This is a genomic window from Mucilaginibacter sp. P5_A6 (assembly GCF_056400585.1).
Map to the genome: position 1 here is coordinate 1 of NZ_JBFUKZ010000034.1, position 24810 is coordinate 24810.

The 24810-nt window shown below is 42.5% G+C and carries 16 protein-coding genes; 15 read left to right on the top strand and 1 reads right to left on the bottom strand.

Going from position 1 to position 24810, the window contains the following annotated elements; genetic code table 11:
* Positions 1 to 527, top strand: a 527-nt coding sequence (locus AC1DO4_RS25615) for a DapH/DapD/GlmU-related protein (protein ID WP_477420602.1), incomplete at its 5' end; no start/stop codon positions are given.
* A 21-nt stretch (positions 528 to 548) separates the two neighbouring features.
* Here AC1DO4_RS25615 and AC1DO4_RS25620 read toward each other — a convergent pair.
* Positions 549 to 1451, bottom strand: coding sequence for an AraC family transcriptional regulator (locus tag AC1DO4_RS25620; RefSeq protein WP_477420604.1), 903 nt, complete (start codon positions 1449 to 1451; stop codon positions 549 to 551).
* Positions 1452 to 1849: 398 nt separating this feature from the next.
* Here AC1DO4_RS25620 and AC1DO4_RS25625 point away from each other — a divergent pair, with 398 nt between their 5' ends.
* From AC1DO4_RS25625 to AC1DO4_RS25690, 14 genes are all read left to right on the top strand, one after another.
* Positions 1850 to 2632, top strand: coding sequence for an SDR family NAD(P)-dependent oxidoreductase (locus AC1DO4_RS25625; protein WP_477420606.1), 783 nt, complete (start codon positions 1850 to 1852; stop codon positions 2630 to 2632).
* A gap of 28 nt (positions 2633 to 2660) precedes the next feature.
* The gene (locus tag AC1DO4_RS25630; RefSeq protein WP_477420608.1) at positions 2661 to 3890 is read left to right on the top strand and encodes an enolase C-terminal domain-like protein; all 1230 of its coding nucleotides are present in this window, start codon (positions 2661 to 2663) and stop codon (positions 3888 to 3890) included.
* A 99-nt stretch (positions 3891 to 3989) separates the two neighbouring features.
* Positions 3990 to 5645, top strand: a complete 1656-nt coding sequence (locus tag AC1DO4_RS25635) for a sodium:solute symporter (protein WP_477420610.1) — start codon at positions 3990 to 3992, stop codon at positions 5643 to 5645.
* Between the two features lie 46 nt (positions 5646 to 5691).
* Complete coding sequence (locus AC1DO4_RS25640) at positions 5692 to 6123, top strand: L-rhamnose mutarotase (protein ID WP_477420612.1); 432 nt, start codon at positions 5692 to 5694, stop codon at positions 6121 to 6123.
* A 503-nt stretch (positions 6124 to 6626) separates the two neighbouring features.
* The gene (locus AC1DO4_RS25645) at positions 6627 to 7214 is read left to right on the top strand and encodes a sigma-70 family RNA polymerase sigma factor (protein WP_477420614.1); all 588 of its coding nucleotides are present in this window, start codon (positions 6627 to 6629) and stop codon (positions 7212 to 7214) included.
* Between the two features lie 105 nt (positions 7215 to 7319).
* Complete coding sequence (locus AC1DO4_RS25650; protein WP_477420616.1) at positions 7320 to 8468, top strand: FecR family protein; 1149 nt, start codon at positions 7320 to 7322, stop codon at positions 8466 to 8468.
* 259 nt (positions 8469 to 8727) lie between these two features.
* Positions 8728 to 12180 carry a TonB-dependent receptor gene (locus tag AC1DO4_RS25655; RefSeq protein WP_477420618.1) on the top strand — a complete coding sequence of 1151 codons (3453 nt, stop codon included), beginning with the start codon at positions 8728 to 8730 and terminating at the stop codon, positions 12178 to 12180.
* A 47-nt stretch (positions 12181 to 12227) separates the two neighbouring features.
* The gene (locus tag AC1DO4_RS25660; RefSeq protein ID WP_477420620.1) at positions 12228 to 14111 is read left to right on the top strand and encodes a RagB/SusD family nutrient uptake outer membrane protein; all 1884 of its coding nucleotides are present in this window, start codon (positions 12228 to 12230) and stop codon (positions 14109 to 14111) included.
* Positions 14112 to 14152: 41 nt separating this feature from the next.
* Entirely contained in the window at positions 14153 to 15394 is a 1242-nt protein-coding gene (locus tag AC1DO4_RS25665) for a DUF5000 domain-containing lipoprotein (protein WP_477420621.1), read from the top strand.
* Between the two features lie 29 nt (positions 15395 to 15423).
* Positions 15424 to 16635, top strand: a complete 1212-nt coding sequence (locus AC1DO4_RS25670; RefSeq protein ID WP_477420622.1) for a DUF4998 domain-containing protein — start codon at positions 15424 to 15426, stop codon at positions 16633 to 16635.
* A gap of 170 nt (positions 16636 to 16805) precedes the next feature.
* Complete coding sequence (locus AC1DO4_RS25675; RefSeq protein ID WP_477420623.1) at positions 16806 to 19088, top strand: glycoside hydrolase family 95 protein; 2283 nt, start codon at positions 16806 to 16808, stop codon at positions 19086 to 19088.
* Between the two features lie 4 nt (positions 19089 to 19092).
* Positions 19093 to 20958: a right-handed parallel beta-helix repeat-containing protein gene (locus AC1DO4_RS25680; RefSeq protein ID WP_477420624.1), complete on the top strand. Its 1866-nt coding sequence runs from the start codon at positions 19093 to 19095 to the stop codon at positions 20956 to 20958.
* Between the two features lie 246 nt (positions 20959 to 21204).
* Entirely contained in the window at positions 21205 to 23142 is a 1938-nt protein-coding gene (locus tag AC1DO4_RS25685; RefSeq protein ID WP_477420625.1) for an SGNH/GDSL hydrolase family protein, read from the top strand.
* 354 nt (positions 23143 to 23496) lie between these two features.
* The gene (locus AC1DO4_RS25690; RefSeq protein WP_477420626.1) at positions 23497 to 24810 is read left to right on the top strand and encodes an alpha-L-fucosidase; all 1314 of its coding nucleotides are present in this window, start codon (positions 23497 to 23499) and stop codon (positions 24808 to 24810) included.

A 24810-nucleotide genomic window follows, 5' to 3' on the forward strand; every position in this document is an offset into this window, starting at 1 on the left:
ATATTAATGCGTTAAATATCAAACTGAGAAATTACAGGATATTAAAATCCGAAAGAGAGGTGAAAAATATTTTGCCCGCCAAATTTAAATTTATCTTGGGTATAGGCGATCCTGTCAAAAGAAGATTCGCTTTTAACAAGTTTATTAATTTGGGTGGAGAGTATCTCCCTTTACGCTCCTTAATGTCAACATTTAGTTTGTTTGCAAATGGTTTACATTACGATGTGATGAAAAATTGTTTTATTGGCTCAGGAACTGTTATTGGAAAAGGCTGTTTGATTAATACCGGATCACAAATTCATCATGGGGTTCACATTGGAGAGTTCTCTGAAGTTTCTCCTCGCGCCACGATATTGGGAGATGTAAAAATTGGTTCCAATTGCAGTATTGGTTCTAATGTAACTATTTTACCCAAACTAATTATTGAATCAAACGTAACTATAGGAGCCGGTGCCGTAGTAACTAAAAATATTGCCTGCGACTGCTTAGTTTATGGAAACCCCGCAAGACTAATTACTCATTCTTAGCGCTTTTAAATTTGATTTATTTTAACCCGTATTCTTCGCTGTAATGCGGTATTGCTCGGGCGAGGAGCCGATGTATTTTTTAAATATGCGCGAGAAGTAGTAGGGGTCTTCATAACCCAGACCGGCAGCTACGGTCTTTATTTTATCGCCGCTGGCATATAACAGCTGGCAGGCCTTCTGCATTTTAAGATGGATAAAATAATCAATTGGCGGCATCCCGGTAGCCTTGCGGAAAAGGTTTGAGAAATGCGATATCGATAAATTATGCTTACCTGCCATATCTTCCACACTCAGTTTCTTATTCAGGTTATTACGCATGTTGCGGATGGTTTTGGTGATGATATCGCCATCCTCGTCCTTATCATTAATGATATGCCGCTCGGGCATTAAAAAGGTTGCTATAATATGGTACAGGCAAAAGCAGGCGCTGTTGATGTTCTCCAGGCTGTAGCCCATCTCCAGGGTTTGGTAAATGTTATGCCATATGCTTATGGCATTTTCGTTAAACGGGATCTGTACCGGGCCGCGGGTAATACTTAAATTAAGCGACCTGTTAAAGTCATGAATCTTATCGCCGGTAAAGTGCACCCAGTAAATGGTCCATGGATCATCGTTATCTGCCCAGTAGCGCATGTATTTATCGGTAGCAGGTATCAGGATGAATTGATTGCTGCGCACCTCGTAGCGCTTGTTATCCACAATATAATGGCCTTTGCCCTGCAGGCAATAAATGAGGATATTGTCTTCGCAGCCTTTGCGGCGTTCGCGGTAATGAAATGCAGCTTTAGGGAAATAGCCTATATGTGTAATATAGATGTGGAAAAGTTCGGGATCGCGTTCCCTGGCATCGCGCAATACTTTTTGAGGAATGCTGATAAATTTTTCACCCTCAAAACCCTGCCGTCTTTTAAAGCTGTTACTCATCTAAAATAATATTAGGCGTAATTGGTGTTATAGCAGGATACTACATTAGCGTTAATTTAATATCCGTTTACAGCCTGCTATTATAGATAAAACAATCGGCAAATACAATCATTTATACCCAATTACAAACCCTGCATAGCATTTTGCCAATAAACTATATTTTCTGTCTGTGTTTAATGGAATAATCCATTAAAAAAAATGTTTTGGCTATTATAAACAACAAAGCAGGGGTTTACTTTTGACTTGTTCGTAATAACCAATATAACCAGGTTTGCAGATCTTGCTTTTAAAGTTTTGCCAAAGCCATTAACAGCAGCAAACTTTTTAACAATGAAAAATATACCGTTGGTTTAAACAAAATGTTTAGGCGTTATGCCCTAAATAAATAATAACATCATATGCTACTAAAAAACAAAGTGATTTTTTTAACCGGCGGCACCGAAGGGATAGGTTTTGAGTGCGCTAAAATATATCATACGGCCGGGGCAAAGCTCGGTATAATTTCAAATTCGGAAGCAAGTATCAACCAAGCCCGTTTAAAACTGCAGGCCGAAGATATATTATATATAAAAGCAGATGTAGCCATAGCTGCCGACATGCGGCAGGCCATTATGGAAACGGTAAGCTATTTTGGTAAAATAGATGTTATTCATAATAACGCCGGGATCTCCAATCCATCAAAAGCGCTGCATGAAACTACCGCAGAGGAGTGGGACACACTGTTTAATGTAAATGTAAAAGGGGTTTTTAATACTACCCGTTTTGGTATTGATGAGCTGAAAAAAACACGCGGAAATATCCTGAACACAGGCAGCCTGGTGGGCGAAATTGGCCAGGAGATCCACGCGGCTTACAGTGCCACCAAAGGAGCTATAAGCGCCTTAACCAAGTCAATGGCGCTTGATTACGCGCCTTACGGCATCCGTGTTAACGCGGTAGCACCGGCAGGAGTGTGGACGCCTATGCTGAGGACCTGGAGCCGGCAGCAACCTGATGCAAGTTCTGTTGAGAATTACCTTGATGATATACACGCCCTGGGCTATTGCCCCGAAGGTGATGTGGTTGCCGATGCCTGTTTATTCCTGGTGTCAGAGCAGGCGCGTTTTATAACAGGCTGTATTTTACCGGTATCCGGCGGGGCCGAACTGGGTTACCGCAGGGTTATCCGCCAAACTGTTTAATCAACCCCAAAAAAGGACTCCATATAATATGATTAAAAATATACAAGTTGATGATATAAGGTACGCCCTTGATGGCAGCGCGGGCAGTGATGCCATCCATACCGATCCGGTATATTCCTATGCCGTAACCCGTTTATTTGATGATAACGGCCACACCGGTGTTGGCTTTGCCTTTACTTTGGGCGAGGGCAACGACCTGGTTTGCAAAGCCGCCAAATATTATGCTGATAAAATAAAGGGCAGGGATATTGAAGACACCATGGCCAATTTTGGCGAGCTGTTCAAAAATCTGTCGAACGATCAGCAGTTTCGCTGGCTGGGGCCGCATAAGGGAGTGGTGCACCTGGCGCTGGCTTCGGTTACTAATGCCTGTTATGATCTGTGGGCCAAAAAAAGGGGACTACCACTATGGAAATTGCTTACTGATCTTTCCCCGGAGCAGGTTGTGGCAACGCTTGATCTATCATATCTTGAGGATGAATTAACCTATGAACAGGCGCTGCAAATGTTGCGTTCGCAACAAGCCAGCCGGGCCGCCCGCGAAAGCATTTTGCAACAAGGGTATCCGGGTTATGATACTTCCATCGGCTGGTTCAATTATTCGGACGAGAAAGTGCGCGAAAATTGTAAAATAGCATTGGCCGAAGGTTTTACTGCCATGAAACTGAAAGTAGGCTCAGCAGATCCTGAAAGGGACATCCGCCGTGCACATATTGTAAGGGAAGTTGCGGGCGATAACGTGAAAGTAATGCTTGATGCCAACCAGCAATGGAACCTGCCGCAGGCCATAGCTATTTGCAATAAGCTAAAAAACATGAACCCGTATTGGATTGAAGAACCTACCCACCCGGACGATGTACTGGCCCATAAAACTTTAGCTGATGCCGTATCACCATTAAAGCTGGCCCTTGGCGAGCATGTGCCAAATAAGATCGTCTTTAAAAATTACCTGCAAACTGGTTCGGTATCATTTATTCAGGTTGATGCTGTAAGAGTAGGGGGCGTAAGCGAATTTATTACCGTTAGCCTGCTCTGCAAAAAATATGGCGTACCTGTTGTACCTCATGTGGGCGATATGGGCCAGCTGCATCAGCATTTGGTTTTATTTAACCATATAGCAGTAGGGCATGAAGCTTTGTTTTTGGAGCATATCCCGCATCTGCAAAAGCATTTTGTTAACCCGGTACAGATAAGCAACGGGGTTTACCAAACACCGCAGGTGCCGGGCAGTAGCTGCGATTTGAAGGTTTTGGTTTAGACATCGGGTAACAATACAGAGCGGACTTGCAAGTTCGACCTTTAAATAGGGGATTGCTTCGTACCTCGCAATGACGAAAGAGAGATTATTAAAAAAAACATGATACATACCCCCGATCTGATCATTAGCGCTTTATACATTATTATAATTTTTGTTATCGGCTTATGGACAGGTATCCGCCATCAGCAAAAAACAAAAAATAATAATAACGAGGCCGGCGAATATTTCCTGGCAGGCAAAAAGCTGCACTGGCCCATGATAGGGCTGGCTTTGTTTGCAACCAATATATCATGTGTGCATTTGGTGAGTCTTGCTCAAAGCGGCTTTGATACCGGTTTGCTCAATGGCGATTTTGAATGGATGGCAGCATTTACGCTCATCCTGCTGGCCCTTTTCTTCGCGCCATTCTATATAAAATCGGGGGTATCCACACTGCCCGACTTCCTGGAAAAACGGTACGACCGTGCCAGCCGCGATTGGCTGGCCATCGTATCGGTAGTGTCTGCAGTGTTGATCCATATCGCCTTCTCGTTATTGGCGGGTGGTATTGTATTGCATACTTTGTTTGGTGTGGATATGTATACCAGCGTTATCGTTATCTCTGTTATTACTACAATTTATACCATAGTTGGCGGTTTAACGGCAGTAGTGGTAACCGAATCAATTCAAACAGTGGTGCTGTTGGGTGGCGCTATTATCATGAGCATTGCAGCCTATACCAAAATGGGTGGCTGGGAGCCTATGGTTGAAGTGTTGAAGCATAACAGTCAGCTTAATAAACTCTCGATGCTGCGCCCGCATGGCGATGCAAGTGGGATGCCCTGGTACGCGGTGTTTTTAGGTTACCCTGTGCTGGGTATCTGGTACTGGTGTGCCGATCAAACCATAGTTCAGCGGGTATTAGGTGCTAAGGACGAGAATCATGCCAGGGTTGGTCCGCTGTTTTGCGGATTTATCAAGATCTTGCCTGTTTTTATTTTTGTGATGCCTGGTCTGTTTGCCTATACGCTGGCACAAAGCGGTCATTTGGATCTTTCGGCATTAAAAAGTGTAGTTGATGGTAAGGAGGTGGTGAACAGTAAAGGAATTTATACACTGATGATTACCCAATTGATTCCGCCGGGGCTGATTGGCGTATTGGTTGCAGCTTTATTATCGGGCTTGATGAGCCAGATCTCTGGAGCCCTTAATTCCATATCAACCATAGTAAGTTATGATATTTATAAAAGATATAAGCCCGAAGCAACAGATAGCAAACTTGTAAATGTTGGTAAGGTTGCTGCAGGAGTATCGCTAATTGTATCGTTGCTGCTGCTACCGCTATTGAATAATTACGAAAGTATTTTTAACGGCTTGAATGATATTATTGCACACATAGCACCGCCTATAACCTGTGTGTTTTTATTAGGGGTATTTTGGGCTAAAGCATCGGCTATGTCTGCAAAGTATACCTTATGGATAGGATCGGCAGTTGGGGTATTGGTATTTGTAACAGGAAAACTATATCCATTAAGCGCCATCGGGCAAATACCGTTTATGATGATGGCCTTTTACCTGTTCCTGGTTTGTTTATTTATGCAAATCACGTTATCTTATATATACCCTGTTCAACATACCAAAGAAAGTGCTATATTGTATTGGAAATCTCCCTGGGAGCCATTACGTGGTGCAGCCTGGGGCGGTTTGGGCAATTATAAGGTGCTTTCAGTTTTGTTGACCTGTATAATGGCCGTGCTTTTCTACCTGTTCAGATAATATATAATACATGAATTCATTCAAGATACYTGTCGTCATCTTAATAATGTCAAGCTGGATTGGTTTTGGACTTTATATAAGGAGCCAGCGCAGTAAACCCCAAAATGATAACGATATGCCAAAAGTGGCCACTATAAACGTGCAGCGCTTTGGCATGGTAACGGGCTTAAAGCCCGAGAAAATGGCTTATTATAAAAAGCTGCACGCCCATGCCTGGCCCGGGGTATTAAAAAAGATTGCGGAATGTAATATTCATAATTATTCCATCTATATTCAAAAAATTGAAAGCAAGTACTTTTTGTTTAGCTATTTTGAGTATACCGGCGTCGATTTAAAAGGGGACATGGCTAAAATGGCCGCCGATACCACTACCCAACGCTGGTGGAAAGAAACAGACCCAACACAAAATCCGCTCCCCGAAGCTGTTGCACAGAAAAAGCAATGGCAAAGTATGGAGGAAGTGTTCCATACTGATTAAAATGTCACTTAGTAGTTATTTAAAATACCCGCACATCAAATATTCACATCATTGCTTCGTGCGTCTCAATGGCGGTCTGTTTATTTTAAATATAAATTAAGAAGCATTTTAGAGCTAATATTCCATCCATAGCAAAAGGAAGCGATATTTATCTTAATAGATTTTTGTTTATTTTTAATTGTTTATTTACCATTGCAACAATTACGTTATAAACCTAACGCAGTTTATATTCAGCTTTAATTTTTATTTTATATCATTCTGATTAAAAGGAATGCTTCCGGCATATTTAATATGTTTTTTTAGCTTAAATTATTAAATTGCTGTTAATACGAGTTGAATATGTTGATTGATAGCCTGTTAAATTTAAAATATGAATAAAACTTTACCTTCTAAAATGTCCGTTAATTTTCCTGAATTATCTCCGTTTAATATATCGGTGATAAATATTATGTGCCCAGCCTGCCTTGCAAATCAAACCCTTTAAATGAAAAGGGCGGGCGCTTATGAATAACTACGGCACATACACAGATGAGCAGCTTACAGCCCTGTTGAAAGAGGGCGATCATGCCGCTTATACTGAAATTTACAGAAGGTACTGGAAAAAACTGCTTTTAATAGCGTGGAACCACAGTAAAGATAACCTCGCTGCAAAGGATATTGTGCACGATGTGTTTATATCCCTGTGGGAAAGGTATGCCGAGGTAGATATTAATAACCTGCCAGCTTTTTTAGCAACATCGGTAAAGTTTACCATCTACAAATACTATCAAAAGGAGCAACGCAGGACAGACCTGGCTGCGCAGAATTATCAGTTTGAAACCGTTGCAAACGATGAGGACAAACTGGATGCCCTTTTTCTGCAGGAGTATGTGAACGGTATTGTAGAAAAAATGCCCGAGAAATGCCGCCTGGTATTTGGCTATAGCCGTAATATGGGGATGAAAAATTCGGAAATTGCAACCAAAATACAAATCACCGAAAAGGGGGTAGAGGCAAACCTTACCCGTGCGCTCCGGATAATTCGGGGCGAGCTTAAAAATCACGGCTGGATAGTAATAGCGGCTATCCAGGTTTATAGGATTTTTCGATAAAAAGCTGTAACTATCAGGTTGCTCCAATAAATCAAATTTTTTTTAATAACCATGTAGGGTAACGTTGTTTTCGCGGTACATACCTATACTAAAGCGCAACACCAATTGAACCGCCAAACCATTTATAAGCTAATACGAAAGTATAAAGACAATACTGCAACGGAATCGGAAAAGGAAACTTTAACTGAATGGTACCGCAATGTGGCAAACCAGGATGCTGAATTTCCGGATGCTGAAGATAGCGTGGAAGAAGAAATACTTTTACGCCTCAATAAGGAAACTAAGCCCATCAAAGGAAAGCCATTTACTTTAAAAAGCTGGGCAATTGCTGCATCCATACTTTTTATGCTGGGGTTTGGCGCCGTTTTTTTTATCAAAAAAGCAGGAGATACACAAAAGTTCGGCTTAGCTCATAACCATATCATTGAACCCGGCGGTAACAAAGCTATTTTGACACTGGCCAATGGTAAAAAGATATCATTGACCGACGCCCGTAACGGACAAATTATTCATCAAAAAGGAATCAAAATATCAAAAGCGGCCGATGGCCAGCTGGTTTATGCTGTTGCTGATGTTAGTAAACAAAGCTCAACTACTGCTGCCGAACTGCAATACAATACCATGGAAACGCCAAGAGGCGGACAATTCCAGTTGCTTTTGCCCGATGGCACAAAGGTTTGGCTCAACGCGGCATCGCGTTTAAAATACCCGGTAGATTTTACCGCATTAAACGAGCGCAGGGTTGAACTAAGCGGCGAAGCCTATTTTGAAGTAGCACATAACAAGGCCCATCCATTTAGGGTGGTTACCAACAGGCAGGTGGTTGAGGTTTTAGGCACCCATTTTAATGTGAATGCTTATGCGGATGAACCAAATACCAAAACTACGCTGCTGGAAGGCTCGGTGAAAGTTACCGGCGGAGTTAATAGCGCCATGCTTAAGCCGGGACAGGAAGCAAACCTTACCGATAATTTTAAAGTAGCTGATGTAGATACAGAGGAGGCCATAGCATGGAAAAATGGCTATTTCAGGTTTGATGATGAAAAGTTAGAAACTATTATGCGAAAGGTTTCCCGCTGGTATAATGTAGAAGTTATTTACCGGGATAATGATGTGAAGGATGATTTGTTTGCCGCCGTTACAACCCGTTTTGCCAATATATCAACACTGCTTAAAATAATGGAGCAAACCGGCGATGCAAGTTTCCGCATTGAAGGATCAAAGATTATTATAACTAAAAAGGAAAGAAAATAAACCGCCAACACCAGTATATAACCAATTATCAACACTAAATTAAAAAAAGAGTATGAAAGAAAACACTACCTGAAGAGTAACATGGTGGCTTATAAAAAGTAAGATCAGGAACACTCGCGATGTCCCTGACCTAAAAGCTTATAAGCTAAATGCTATTTGTGACAACACCTTTTAACTTTAACAGCCTTAACAAATGTATAAAAATTTTACTACAAACATTTGTATGCCTTCGGGCTACATCAAGAAATTTCTGCTCATAATGAAGATAACAAGCTTTATACTCATGCTTGCCTTTATGCAGGTGAGCGCAGCGGTCTTTTCACAAAAAATCACTTATGTGAATAAGGATGCTACACTAAAGCAAGTATTTAAACAGATTAATAAGCAAACGGGGTACAATATATTTTGGTCGCCAAAAAGTATTAACGGCAACCATAAATTAAATGTGTCTTTTAAAGATACCCCGATTGACCAGGTACTTGCAACCTGTTTAAAAGACATGCAACTGATTTATGTAATAGATGGTAAATCGGTAATAATTAAGGATGCGCCTACTGTAAACACGGTTGCCGATATGCTTGATATCACCATAACGGGTACCGTAAAAAACGAAAAGGGAGAGGCCCTGGCCGGGGTAACTATAACCGTAACGGGCAATAAAAAATCCGGTACTTTAACCGATAACAACGGTAAGTTTGTATTGGATGTAAAGGACGGTACGGTAATAAGGGTATCAAACATCGGTTTTAAAACGCAAACATTTACCATAACGCCGGATAAAAAGGTTTATAATATTATCCTGGTAGAGGATATTACTACCGCCGAAACGGTTGTTGTAACCGCTTACGGTCGTAAACAGGTGAAAGAAGCTATAGTTGGTTCTGTTACTACCGTAAAACCCGGTAATTTAAAAATACCGGCAAGTAACTTAACCAATGCTTTAGCGGGGCAGGTAGCCGGTGTTATTGCTTACACACCCAGCGGGCAGCCGGGACAAGATAATGCCAAATTTTTTGTGCGTGGGGTTACCACGTTTGGTTACAAGCAGGACCCGCTGATTTTGATTGATAACGTAGAATTAACAACAAATGACCTTGCCCGTTTAAACGTAGATGATATTGAAAGCTTTTCGATATTAAAGGATGCAAGTGCAACTGCCTTGTATGGCGCGAGGGGTGGTAATGGTGTAATTTTGGTTAAAACCAAGGAAGGTAAAGCCGGCAAAGCCCAGATTAATGTAAGGATTGAAAATTCGCAGTCACAATCGGTAAAAACCATAGAACTTGCGGATCCTATCACCTATATGAGGCTTTTTAACGAAGCTACCCGCACACGTTATCCTTTAAACCCCATACCGTACAGCGAAAACAAGATCATTAATACCCAGGCAACCCTTGCGCATGCGCCGGGCAGCAACCAATATGTTTACCCGGCTACCGACTGGCTTGCCATGCTTTTTAAAAAACGCACCAATACCCAGCGTGGTAATTTAAGTTTGCAAGGCGGAGGCGGTGTTGCCCGCTATTACGTAGCAGGTGCATTCACCAATGATAACGGTATACTACGAACCGATATCCGCAACAATAATAATAACAATGTTAATTACAAAACGTACCAGTTGCGTTCAAACGTAAATATTAATGTTACCAGTAAAACCGAATTAATCATCAGGTTATCTGGTACATTTAGCGATTACAATGGTCCGCTTACCAGCGATGGATCCCAGCAAACGCAGCTTTATAACCTGGCATCACATACCAGCCCCGTTGATTTTCCGGCTTTTTATCCGCCAGATTCTGCCAACCTCCGTACCCAGCATATTTTGTTTGGTAATGTGCCTGCTGTTAACAGCAGTGATGGTGCAAGCCAGTATATTAACCCTTATGCCGAATTATTAAAAGGACACCAGAATTCTTCCGAGTCGAGGATGCTTGCGCAGCTGGAGTTAAACCAGAACCTTGATTTTGTTGCATCAGGTTTAAACTTTCATGCAATTATGAGTACCAACAGGTATTCGTTTTTCCGGTCGTATTTATCATATAGCCCCTTTTATTACAATGCTATAAACTATGATAAAACATCAAACACTTACCAGTTAAACTGGATAAATAACCTACCAACAGGCAACAACGTAGCAAGGGAATACCTGGGGTATTCTACATTTGGTAATTCAACCGCAAGTTCATTCCTGTATTTGCAGGGGGTATTGGATTATGCACATACTTTTGGGGTAAATCACAACATAAGCGCTGCTTTAATAGGTACCGAGCAGCAAACGCGCTATGGCAATGCAGGTTCTTTGTTCGATTCGTTGCCATTTCGTAACCAAACTGTTGCGGGCAGGGCAACGTATTCATATAAAGGCAGGTACTACCTGGAGTTTAACTTTGGTTATAACGGTTCCGAACGTTTTTCTGAAAACCACAGGTTTGGGTTTTTCCCAACCGTTGGCGCATCATGGATCGTATCCGACGAGAAATTCTGGGGCGATTTGTATAACGTGTTCGATAGGTTTAAACTTCGCGCAAGCTATGGCTTAGTAGGTAATGATGCTATCAGCAACAGGAGGTTCTTCTATTTATCCGATGTAAACCTTAACGGCGGTAATTTTGCAAGCTTTGGTCAAAACAATGGATATTACCGTAATGGCGTAAGCGTTAACAATTACGAAAATGACGACGTAACCTGGGAAACATCAAAACAAACAAACCTGGGCATGGAGTTTACGTTGCTTAAAAAGATAAATGTAATTGCCGAGGTTTATAAAAACAATAAATACAACATCCTGCAGGACAGGTCGTCCATACCAACTACAATGGGGCTTGAATCAGGTATATCGGCCAATATTGGTAAGGCCGAATCAAAAGGTATCGATATCTCGATAGATGGAAAAGAAAATATAGGTAAAAACTTTTCATTACAGCTGAGGGGAAACTTTACCTATTCGGAAAATAAATACACGCAATATGAAGCGCCTGATTATCCTGAAGCTTACAGGCAGCAGGTAGGCCAGCCCATTAACCGCCAGTATGGCTATGTAGCCGAAAGGTTATTTGTTGACGATAACGAAGCCAGGAACTCGCCTTCACAAATTTTTAGCACCAATGGTTTTGCGCCTATGGGTGGCGATATTAAATACCGTGATCTAAATGGCGACGGCAAGATTGATGGTGCCGATCAAACTTTTATCGGCAACCCAACCATACCGCAGATAGTATATGGGTTTGGTTTGTCGGCAAGTTATAAAAACTTCGATCTTTCGGGGTTTTTCCAGGGCCAGGCAAAAGTATCATTCTTTATCAATCCCGGCACAACCTCGCCATTCATCAAAAGCCCCGAATCGTACTATACAGGCAATACACAGTTGTTAAAGGCTTATGCTGATGACCATTGGAGCGAGGATAACCAAAATTTATATGCTTTATATCCAAGACTTGGCCCTGATGGTGCTGTTATAGAAAACAACAGGCAAAACAGCACATGGTGGCTGCGCGACGGTAGCTTCCTGCGGCTTAAATCTGTAGAGATTGGTTATACCTTGCCTATCCGCACTGCTAAATCATTAGGGGTTAAAAATGCGAGAATATACTTTAACGGCCTAAACCTGTTAACATGGAGCCCTTTCAGGTTATGGGACCCGGAATTAGGAGGCAACGGTTTTGCATACCCGATTCAGAAGGTGTTTAACATCGGTTTAAATGTCAGTTTATAACATTACAATATTAAGTAAATATGAAATCGTATTATAAATATCTGTTCATGGCTATACTCGCAATTTCTTGCGTGTCATGTAAAAAGTACCTTGATGTTACGCCTGATAATGTTGGTACCATAGATTATGCTTTCAGGAACCGGAACGAAGCGGAAAACTATTTGTTTACCTGCTATGCTACCATACAGCAATTAACCTATGTTCAAAATAACCCAGGGTTTACCACTTCAGCTGAAATTATATTTCCGAACGATTTGACCGATTTCCAGGGGATTGACCCAACAGGATTTAACCTTATCAGGGGTACGCAAAATAGCGGCAATCCGGGGCTCAATTATTGGGATGGCGAAAATGGCGGTCAGTCAACCTGGAAAGCTATCAGGAGATGTAACACCATGCTGGAAAACATTGATAAGCCTATTGACCTGGGGGCCGATGAAAAGAAAAGATGGATAGCCGAGGTGAAATTTTTGAAAGCCTATTATCATTTTGTTTTGTTTAGGTTATACGGACCTATCCCCATTGTTGATAAAAATTTGCCCATCAACAGTTCAACCGAAGAGGTAAAAGTAAAAAGAGCGCCTGTTGATTCGGTGGTAAACTATATGGTTAAACTGCTTGATGAGGCTGCGCCCGATTTGCCTGCGGTAATATTTAACCCTGCAAAAGAGCTGGGCCGCATAACACAGCCAATAGCGCTTGCTGTTAAAGCACAAATACTGGCAACGGCCGCAAGCCCGCTTTTTAATGGTAACCCCGATTATATCAGCATTAAAAATAAAGATGGTAAGTCACTTTTTGCCTCGGCTTATGATGCTGCAAAATGGAACAGGGCGGCTACAGCTTGCTTAACTGCAATTAATATTGCCGAAGCAAATGGTGCAGCATTACATAAGTTTATTGCAACAGCAAGCGTTAACGGACTTAACGACTCGTTAAAAACGGTATTAGACCTGCAAACTTCTGTTACCGAAAAATGGGAATTAAATCCGGAAGTTATATGGGCCTTAAATCCTGTTTTCCCGGGCCAGAGTTATTGTATGCCACGGTTAACCGCTAAGGCTGCGGCCAACCCATCATTCCAGGGTACTTTCGCTGTTCCAATTTCAGAGCAGGAATTGTTTTATACCCATCATGGTGTGCCCATAAACGAAGACAAAACGTGGGATTATACCAATCGTTATGACATACGTACCAGCAATGATGCAGACAGGTATTATATAGGTAACGGCTACTCAACTGTAAAAGCGCATTTCGACCGCGAGCCAAGATTTTATGCCGATATAGCGTTTGATGGCGGTGTATGGTTTGGTAACGGGCAGGTAAAACAAGACGCTTTATACTATGTTCAGGGACGTGGCAGCAGTGCGCTGGCCGGTCCTACAGATAATATCAGGATAAATATTACCGGTTATTGGCCCAAAAAGCTGGTGAATTATTTAACTGTGTATGACGACGGTTATACCATTGCCGATTATCGTTTACCCGTAATACGACTGGCCGGCATGTACCTGCTTTACGCCGAAATATTGAATGAGCAAGGTAAAGCAGCCACCGAGGTGCTTCCATGGCTTGATAAAGTAAGGGCAAGGGCCGGGTTAAAAGGCGTTGCCGAATCATGGGCCACTTATTCCAAAGATCCATCAAAATATACTACACAGGTAGGGCTTCGCCAGATCATCCACCAGGAAACCCGCATCGAGCTTGCATTTGAGTGCGAGCCAGGGTGGGATTTGCGCCGCTGGAAAGAGCTGCAGGGAGCTTTAAGTAAGCCGTTACAAGGATGGAATATTTTTGAATCCTCGCCAATAAACTATTACCGCCCACGAAACCTGGCAGCGCCTGTGTTTAACGTACGGAATTATCTATGGCCAATAAAAGATTATGACCTGGTGGTTAACAACAACCTTGTTCAAAATTTAAACTGGTAAGCTAACGGTTATAGTGATCATATAATTAAAATATTAAAAATATGAAGAAATTTAAATACTACTCATTATTGCTTTTTACAGGCTTGATAATGATAGGCATAGCATCGTGCAAAAAAAACGACGGAGAAAGGGTGCCTATCTCTACAGACAAAACAAAACCAGGTGTAATTACCAATATTAAAGTTGCTAATTATAATGGAGGTGCATTCATTACCTATGATTTGCCCAACTCAGATAATATACTTTACGTACTGGCCAAATACCAGATAAGGAAAGGGGTTTCAAGAGAAACCAAATCATCATACTACACCGATACGGTTAATGTGGAAGGTTTTGCCAAAGAAGCCGATTATGATGTTACGCTGTACACGGTAAGCAGGGCCAATGTTTCGTCAGATCCGGTTAAGGTAACCGTGCATCCGCAGATACCCCCTTACCTGTCAATAGAGGGATCATCAAGTATAGCGGCCGATTTTGGCGGCGTTAACGTGAAGGCATTAAACCCTTTAAAAAAAGAAATTGGTTTAATTGTAGTTGCCTATGATAAGTCAACCAATGCAATGGAGGTACGGGATCAGCATTATACAAAATCAGATACTATTGACTATTCGGTTCGGGGCTATGGTACCGATTTAAGGAATTTTGGTGTGTACGTTACAGACAGGTTTGGTAATATTTCGGATACGTTAAAAAAAGCGATATCGCCTTTGTTTGAAACGCTGCTTGATAAAGGAAAATTTAGCCCTTATAATTTATCTTCGGATACAGAGATAGGATATGGCTGGGTGCTTACAAACTTATGGGATGGCAAAACAGACGGCAGCAGTTCCGGCTGGCATACAAATCCAGGGCATACTGCACCTTTTGTGTGCACATTTAACGTAGGTGCAAGCTATAAACTAAGCAGGTTTACGCTATGGGAAAGGCCTGATGACGGATCAAACAAATACGCCTTTGGCCATGGTAACCCTAAAATATTCTCGCTTTGGGGATCAAATGTTTCATCACCAAAAGATGCGCAGCTGCCTGTATCTGCAGCAGTAGGCACCGTTGTTGGCGATTGGACAAACCTGGGTAATTTCCGTTATCCTAACCCACCATCAGGGTTACCGCCTGTGGCCCATAATTCGGCCGATAATGCTTTTGTTTTAGCAGGGGTAAATTTCAATTTCTCATTAGCGGCGCCTCCGGTACACTTTATACGATTTGCTGTAGGTGAATCATGGTCGGGCGGCAATTTTGCACACGCAATGGAAATATCACTTTACGGGCAACCGCAGTAAGTTAATTGTTTAACAAAAACATAAAAAACATGAAAAACCTTATATACATACTACTTGGCTGTGTTTTACTGGCCACCTGGTATGGTTGCTCAAAAAATGGCCTCGCAACCGATTATAAAAAATTTTACGAAGGACACGAATTAACCTATACAGGAGCAGTTGGGAAAGCTATTGTACAGCCTGGTAATTTAGAGATGGGGCTTAAATGGAAAGCAAGCTCCGATCCCAGTATCATAAAATATGTAGTATATTATAACAACCGCGCCGATTCGCAGATAGTGAGCGTTACCGGTAAACCAGATACCATACGTACGGTAATAAAAAATTTGCAGGAGTATACTTACTCATTTACCATTTATTCATACGATGCAAAGGGCAATAAATCGATCCCTTATGAAGTAAATAATGCGAAAGTTTACGGTCCGCTATATTCAGCCACTTTATTAAACCGGGGATACAATGGCACCACACCTTACGTGCTTAACAACGATGGTTCATTATTGCTGAATTTTGCAACGCCGGATACTATTAACATTAAAACAGTTATTAACTACACAAACGCGGCAGGGGTAGCATCAGCGGCAATATTATTACCCTCTCAAAATTCTATTACGTTGCCAAGCTTTAAGATAGGCAGTACAATTACCTATAAATCATACTATATACCCGAACGTACGGCGATAGATACTTTTGCAGTTGCAGAATTTGACACGTTTCCGAAGGTGTATGCATATGTAAAATGCGATAAATCGAAATTTGCGGAGGTTCACCTGCCGCAGGATGTGCAAACCTATTCAGGCGAAACTACTATCAGTAAACTTTGGGATAATAGCGATGGACCACAGGGATATCCTAATATCTTCCACAGCGATGGTTCTTACATTCCGCACGTACTTACCTTTGATATGGGAAAATCATATAGCAACCTGGGGCAGATGGAAGAAGTAGGCAGAAACTGCTGTAATAATCCCGATCAGTTTGAAGTTTGGGGTATTAATGATCTTACAGGGGCAACTACCACTTTAAGGGCCGATAACTCTGGCTGGAAAGCCGAGGCAATTGCCAAAGGGTGGATCCTCCTTAAATCGGTTACACGATCTGATGACGGACAGGCTGCTTTAAAGGTTGATCTGTTAAGCAATCCGCCGCCGGTAAGATATATCCGAATCAGGGTATTGCATACCGTAACCGGTTCAGGATATAGTAACATGAGCGAGATAACCTTCTGGAATAAAGAGTAGCTTAGTATAATATAGAAAGGAAAGTATCCCGGATACCTGCGCCCGGGACTTTCTTTTTTATTGGGATTGAAGATTTGACTTGTGCTTTAGGCACATAATAATTTGCTAAGATTGGTGTATTGTAGCGGCTGTTTTATACTGATATTTAGCCCATCCGATTTAAACTTAAAATGATAAAAAAAATAATTCGCATCAGTTTTATTGCCTTTGTAGCCGTATACTCCGGTAAAGTAAATGCCCAGCGCCACACGGCTAAAATCAGCCCGCAGGACTTAGTTATATGGGACGATAAACCCGCCAAAACCTGGATGACCGAAGCTTACCCCATGGGTAACGGCCGCTTTGGAGGCATGGTTTTTGGCGGCGTGGCCAGGGAACATATCCAGTTCAACGAGATTAGCCTGTGGACGGGAGATGAAGCCGAAACCGGTGCATACCAGGCCTTTGGCGATTTGTTTATTGATTTTAAAGGGAAGGACACCAGCATGGCTGCACCTGCAAACTACCGCAGGCAGCTGGATATCAGTAAAGCCATTCAGCAGGTAGCTTATACCGATGGCGGCATAGCTTACCAGCGCGAATACTTTTGTAGTTTTCCCGATAAAGTAATGGTGCTGCATTTTAGTGCCAATAAAAAGGGCGCTTATTCGGTTATCGTCAGCTTAAAAGATGCGCATGGTACAAAGGTTACCGGCAACGGCATGGCTTTGCAGTTTGAGGGTAAGCTGGATAATGGCCTGGCCTACCAGGCATCCATCGTAGTAAAAACAGAAGGTGGCACTGCCACAGTTGAAAGTGATGGCAATGGCGGCTCGCAGCTTAATATTAACCAGGCTAACGGTTTTACCATATTGCTTTCGGCAGCAACAGATTATAGCAACAAACGCGAACAGCATTGGCGCGGCGAAGCTCCGGGTATTAAAGTAAAGAAAAACCTGGATGCTGCTTCAGCCAAAACATACCTGCAGTTATCAGGCAATCATATAGCCGACTACCAAGGTTTGTTTGGCAGGGTTGCAATAAACCTGGGTACAACATCCCCGCCAATAGCAGCCGAACCAACCTATAAACGCCTCATCAATTATAAAAAAGCAGCCGACCCTCAACTGGAAGCCCTGCTTTACCAATATGGCCGTTATTTGCTGATCAATTCATCAAGAAAAGAGGGCTTACCCGCCAACCTGCAAGGGCTTTGGAACGAAAGTAACAATCCGCCATGGCGAAGTGATTACCACTCTAATATTAACATCCAGATGAATTACTGGCTGGCCGAACCAAGCAATCTTTCTGAATGCCATTTTCCATACCTCGATTATATCAATAGTATGCGCGAGGTAAAAAAGGTAAGTACCCAAAAAGAATATCCAGGCGTACGCGGCTGGACAGTGAAAACCGAGAACGGGGTATACGGGGGAGGAAGCTTTTTATGGAATACGCCCGGCAGCGCCTGGTATGCACAGGGTATTTGGGAGCACTATGCTTTTACAAAAGATAAAGCCTACCTGCAAAGCTTTGCTTATACTATCCTGAAAGAGATTGTTGAATTTTGGGACGATCATTTAAAACGCCGCCCCGATGGCACGCTGGTATCGCCGCTGGGCTGGTCGCCGGAGCACGGGCCTACCGAAGATGGGGTGACTTACGACCAGGAAATAGTTTACGATTTGTTTACCAATTACATTGCCGCTGCTGATGTTTTAAATGCCGATAAAACCTACCGCGACCATGTTGCCGATATGAGGGAGCATTTATTGAAACCTAAAATTGGCAAATGGGGACAGCTGCAGGAGTGGGAAACCGATAGGGATGATCCTAAAGATACGCACCGCCATTCGTCAAACCTTTTTGGTTTGCATCCCGGCAGGCGTATCAGCACCATCAAAACGCCTGAGCTGGCACAGGCTGCTAAAGTAAGTTTACTGGCCCGGGGCGATGTTTCCACAGGATGGTCGATGGCCTGGAAGATGAACTTTTGGGCACGCCTGCAAGATGGTGACCATGCTTACAAGATCCTTAATAATTTTATAACGCTGGCAGGTGGTTCGGGTGTTGATTATAATAACGGTGGTGGGGTATATGCCAACCTTTTCTGTGCGCATCCGCCTTTCCAGATAGACGGTAACTTTGGCTACACCGCAGGTGTTACCGAAATGCTGCTGCAAAGCCAAACAGATGAGATTCAACTATTGCCGGCCTTGCCAAAAGCATGGTTAAAAGGCAGCGTACAAGGCATCCGGGCCCGCGGCGATTTCGAGATCACCGATATGGAATGGAAAGATGGTAAAATAACAAAGCTTGCTATTAAATCACTGGCAGGCGGGGTTTGTAAGCTCAGATCGCCAAATGCTATCAAGATTAATAATGTATCCATATCTGGTCAACAGGCAATCAACGAGTTTAAATACCAGTTTGATACAATTGCAGGCAAAACTTATGTTTTTAAAGGCAACTAATATCATGCAACCTGGGCGCAGATTTTTAATTCCCTTTTTTCTTGTCGCTGCTGTTTATTTTGGTTTGCCTGCCTGCGCTGCAATAAAATACCCGGGCGTTAACGACCGCATCATATCGCCGGGCAATACCGCTTATTATATCGATGCTGAAAAGGGCAGTGATGATAACCGGGGAACTGATCGGCATAACGCCTGGAAAACATTTAGACAGGTAAACAAAAGGATCTTTTCTGCCGGCGACAGGATAACAATCATTGGTCCGGCTGAGTTTAAGGAATCGTTATTCCTGGTGGCGCATGGTAGCAGTAAAAAGCATGTTAAGCTCATCTTTTTAAAAGGGATATATAGTTTTTACCCCGAAGCAAGCTTTAAAAAGCAGTTTTTCATATCGAACACAAACGATGATGCATATACGCCAAAGGCTATCGCAATATATATCGACAGTTCAAGGTATGTAGATATTGAGGCCCGGGATGCAAAAATGGTAATGCGTGGAAAAATGATGGAGACTTGTATAGATCATAGCGAAAATATAAGCATCCATGGCGCTAACTACGATTACCACCGGCCAACGGTATCGGAGTTGAAAGTGCTCAAAACGGGGGATAATTTCGCCGAACTGAAGATTCACGTCGACTCAAAATACAGCATTAAAGATAGCCTGCTTACCTGGGAAGGAGAAGGCTGGCGCCATAATCCTATCTCGCTATGGCAGGTATTTGACCCCGCAACCGGCGACCTGCAACGTGTTAATATTAGCATGGATGGATTGAAGTATGCAGAAACGGGCACGAACCTGCTAAGGGTGTACTTTAAAAAGAACCCTGGCTTTAAAACCGGCCTCACTTATCAAAGCCGGGATATTTTAAGGGATTGTACCGGGATATTTCTGCTGCGAAGTAAAAATCTGCGGTTAAAAAATATCCATATTAATTTTATGCATGGGATGGGTGTGGTGAGCCAGTTTTGCCATGATATTGCCATTGATTCTGTTTTTGTTAAGCCTGCCGCCAATTCCGGTCGTACCTCGGCTGCCTGGGCGGATATTTTGCACTTTTCGGGTTGTAGGGGAAAGATTGTGATCACTAATTCCTATTTATCCGGCGCCAATGACGATGCCATTAATGTACACGGAACTTATTTGCGCATTATAGACAAACCCAGGTCCGATCAGTTACTTGTTAGGTTTATGCACAGCCAGACCTATGGTTTTGAAGCTTTTACCAAAGGAGATAGTATAGCCCTTGTTCATGCCAAAAGCCTGCTGCAGTATGGCATCAATGTTATATCCAAAACCGAAAGGATAAATGATAAGGATGTGCTGTTAACCTTTAAAGAACCTTTGACTCATAATATCGAACCAAATGATGTTGTTGAGAATGTCACCTGGACGCCACAGGTTTATATCAATCATAATACCATCACCCGTATCCCCACAAGAGGTATTTTGGTTACCACGCGCCGCAAGGTAGTAATTGAAAATAATGTTTTTCAAAGAACGCACAACAGCGGTATAACGGTTGCCGATGATGCAGCAAGCTGGTATGAATCGGGCATGGTAAACAACCTGGTAATCAGGAATAATCAATTCAATTTATGCGGCGGTCCTGTTATTTTGATAGCGCCAGAGAATACCGAAAGTGCTGAACAAAAAGTACACAACAATATTTTGATTACGAGCAATGTCTTTACGTTAATATCGCCTGTAGCAGTATCTGCAAAAAGTACAGCGCACATCAGCATTGTGAACAATCAATTCAAATTAGTGGGTACATCTAAAAAAGAAACAGACCTGGTTAAACTCCTGGATTGTGCAGGTACATTGGTGTCCGGGAATAAGATTGTTCATCAAAAAGGAGGTAAGCGATAGGCAATGTAGAATGCATTTTATACGATGATCTATCGGAGTATTATCCATCGTTTTAAAAGGTTTATCCATTTTTTGAAATGCGTTAAGCAAATACATTTACCCTAACCAATAAAACTGATTTAATTAAATGCCGATTTTTTTACGTTGTGTACAAAGCCGTGTTTTGGATCAGTGAAGCGCTATTTAATTTGTACCTATATTAATACATATAAACATTTGATTTAATACAGTAAAGCAGAAAAATCGATGCTAAAACTTAAATATTTAATAATCTTATTACTTTCAACTGTCACTTTTTCGACCTTAAAAGCACAGGATAAAACTAACCTTTGGCAGGGTTTTGAAAAAGTACAACTGGAACTTGCCGGTCGCGATGCCTATTATGTAAAGCCCCCTCATCCGCTGCCGGGCAATCCCTGGGTATGGCGTACCTCTTTTCCCGACTGGCATACCCAAATGGATAGCATCCTGCTGGCTAAAGGCTTTTATATTGCCTTTATTAATGTAGATAACCAGTATGGCAGCCCTGAAGCCATGAAGCTTTATGATGTGTTTTACACATACCTTACCAAACACCAATCTTTTGCTCCAAAGGCAGCTCTTGAAGCCGTAAGCCGGGGAGCATTATATGCTTATGCTTGGGCCAAACGTAACCCTGATAAAGTTACCTGTATTTATGCCGAAACACCGGTATGTGATATTAAAAGCTGGCCCGGTGGAAAGCTTAAAGGTGTTGGCGATGCGGGCTCATGGAATGAGTTAAAACAGGTTTATCATTTTACCGAAGAGCAGGCCATTGCTTATAACGATAACCCTATTGATAACCTCGAAGGTTTGGCATCATTCAGGGTACCTATTTTACATACCATTGGTTTGGATGATAAGCTGGCCCCGCCTGCCGAGAACAGCGATGTTTTGGCAAAACGTTACATTACCTTAGGTGGGCCTGTAAGTATTTACCCGGTAACACAGGGACCAATGGAATTGCAGGGGCATCATTTTAAGGTAGATCGTCCGGAATATTATGCTGATTTCATCTATAATAACTCATATCCCGTACAAAAAATACTGCCTTACACAAATTATGTGAAAACAGGCGGCGGGCTTAATAATTTCTACTATGCGGTAGCTGTTAAGAAAAAAGCTACGGTATCATTCCTCGGTGGTTCAATCACCTTTAATCCCGGTTGGCGCAACAAGGTGTGCAGGTACCTGGAGGAAACTTATCCCGAAACCGATTTTCATTTTATAGCAGCAGGTATTCCCTCATTGGGTAGCTTGCCGCATGCTTTCAGGTTGCAGCGGGATATCCTTGATTCGGGCAAAACCGACTTGCTTTTTGTTGAAGCAGCAGTAAACGACCGGGGAACCGACAGCACCACGCAGGTTCGCTCGTTAGAAGGGATCGTTCGTCACGCAAAACGGGCCAATCCCATGATGGATGTCATTTATATGGCCCTTGCCGACCCTCAAAAAGTAGATAATTACGCTAAAGGCAAGGTATCGCCCGAGTTGTTAAACCATCAGTTGGTTGCCGCTCATTACAACCTGCCGTATGTAAACCTGGCACTTGAGGTTAATGATAAGATTAAGAACAAGGAACTTACCTGGGCCGATGATTTTAAAGATATTCACCCCTGGTACCACGGCCAGGAGATCTACTTTGAAACCATCAAAGCGCTGTTGCAGGAATGTATTAATACGGCGTACAAAACACCTGTTAAGGTTGCGCTGCCAAAGCCGATAGATAAAGCCCGCTATGAAAATGGAAGCTATTACAATATCACTAACGCCAAATTGGATAAAGGATGGGTTATCGATACCAAATGGAACCCTAAAGATGGCCTTTCAACCCGCCCTGGTTTTGTTGATGTGCCGATGCTGATCTCGACCGAACCAGGCAGCGAACTAACATTGCCCTTTAAAGGTACAGCCGTTGGCATTGCGGTAGTAGCAGGGCCCGATGCAGGTACTATATCCTACTCAATTGATAATGGAGCATATAAAGAGCTTGACCTGTTAACCCAGTATTATAGTTGGATACACCTTGGGGTTTACCATATGTTGGGCGACAACCTGGATAATGGCAATCATACTTTAAAAATTAAAATAAGCAATAGCAAGAACAACGCAAGCAAAGGTCATGCCTGCAGGATTGTTAACTTTTTGGTGAACAAGCCTTAGAAGCTGTTTAAAAATAAAAAAACAGATCGTCATTGCGAGTGATAAAATTCGGGGAATTCTGAAGGAGAGAATGACGTTTTTGCATGGCGGATAGTCGACTCACCCCGACATCACCCCGACATCGCTGCGCTCGTCTGCCCCTCTCTCCGCTTCGCGCATAGAGGGGCTAAAAAAATTCTCAACCCTCTTTCCAACGAAGTTGAAGAGAGGGTCGGCCAGCGTAGCATAGCCGGGGTGAGTCGTTGCGAGTATACAGAGGCGATTGCCAGGTTTAAACCTAATACATCGTAGGTAGGTCCGAAGCAATGACAGCCTATTTGTTTTATATAGCCCATTAATTATTAAAACCATATTATGAAAAGAAAAACAGGGCTCATAACAGTCCTTTTATTAAGTACATGCATCGCTATTGCCCAGCAGGCAAAAACAAGCGCACCGCTTAAAACGCCAAAGGCAGTTATAGAGCAGTTTATGGATAAGCGTTTTGGTATGTTTATCCACTTTGGCCCGGTTACCCAGCGTGGTACCGAAATAGGCTGGAGCCGCAACGACCAGGTGCCCGAGGAAGATTACGATAACCTTTACCAGGAATTTAACCCGGTATTATTTAATGCCGATGCCTGGGTAAAGGTTGCTAAGGATGCCGGTATGAAATATCTCACCATCACCGCCAAACATCATGATGGCTTTTTGCTATGGCCAAGCGCTTATTCGGATTATAATGTTTCCAAATCGCCCTTTAAAAGAGATCTCGTTGGGGAGTTAGCAAAAGCCTGTAAAAAACAGGGTATTACCTTTTGCATCTATATGACTGTCCTCGACTGGCATGACCAGGATTACCCGATAGACAACCCTCATCATCCCGAAATAAATGCCAGGAAAGGGGATATGACTGCTTTTAAAACCCGCATGAAAAACGAGTTGAAGGAAGTGATCACCAAATACCACCCTTTTATGCTTTGGTTTGATGGTTATTGGGAAAAACCATGGACAACAGAAGATGGCAAAGAAATTTACAGTTACATTAAAAGCGTTGATGCTAATGTAGTTGTAAACAACAGGCTTGGAAAAATAAGCGATAAGCTTGGCGGTGATGCGGTAGGTGATTTTTTAACCCCCGAGCAAACCATAGGCAAGCTGAATATGGATGAACCATGGGAAAGCTGCATCACCATTTGTAACCAATGGGCCTGGAAACCAAACGATGGCATGAAATCGCTGAAACAATGCATCCAAACTTTGGTAACATCAGCATCCGGTAATGGTAACCTGTTGTTTAATGTTGGTCCGGCGATGGACGGGCATATGGAAGCCAGGCAGGTAATCCGTTTAAAAGAGATGGGTAACTGGTTAAAACAATACGGCGAAGCTGTTTACGGTACAAAAGGCGGTCCATACCTGCCAACTGCCGAATACGGAGCTACCCGTCTTGGAAACAAGATCTATATTAATGTTTTTCAACGGAAAGATAGTACACTGAACATCCCTTTACTACCTAATACCAAGGTCCTGAAATCATATTTCCTTAACGGTAACGCGGTTGCCATCAAATCGGATAACAAAGGGTATAAGATAGAGTTGCCGGCTACTTTGCCCGATGAAAACTGTTCGGTAATAGTTTTGGAACTGGACGTAAACGCGATGGAGATCCCTGTAATAAAATCATAA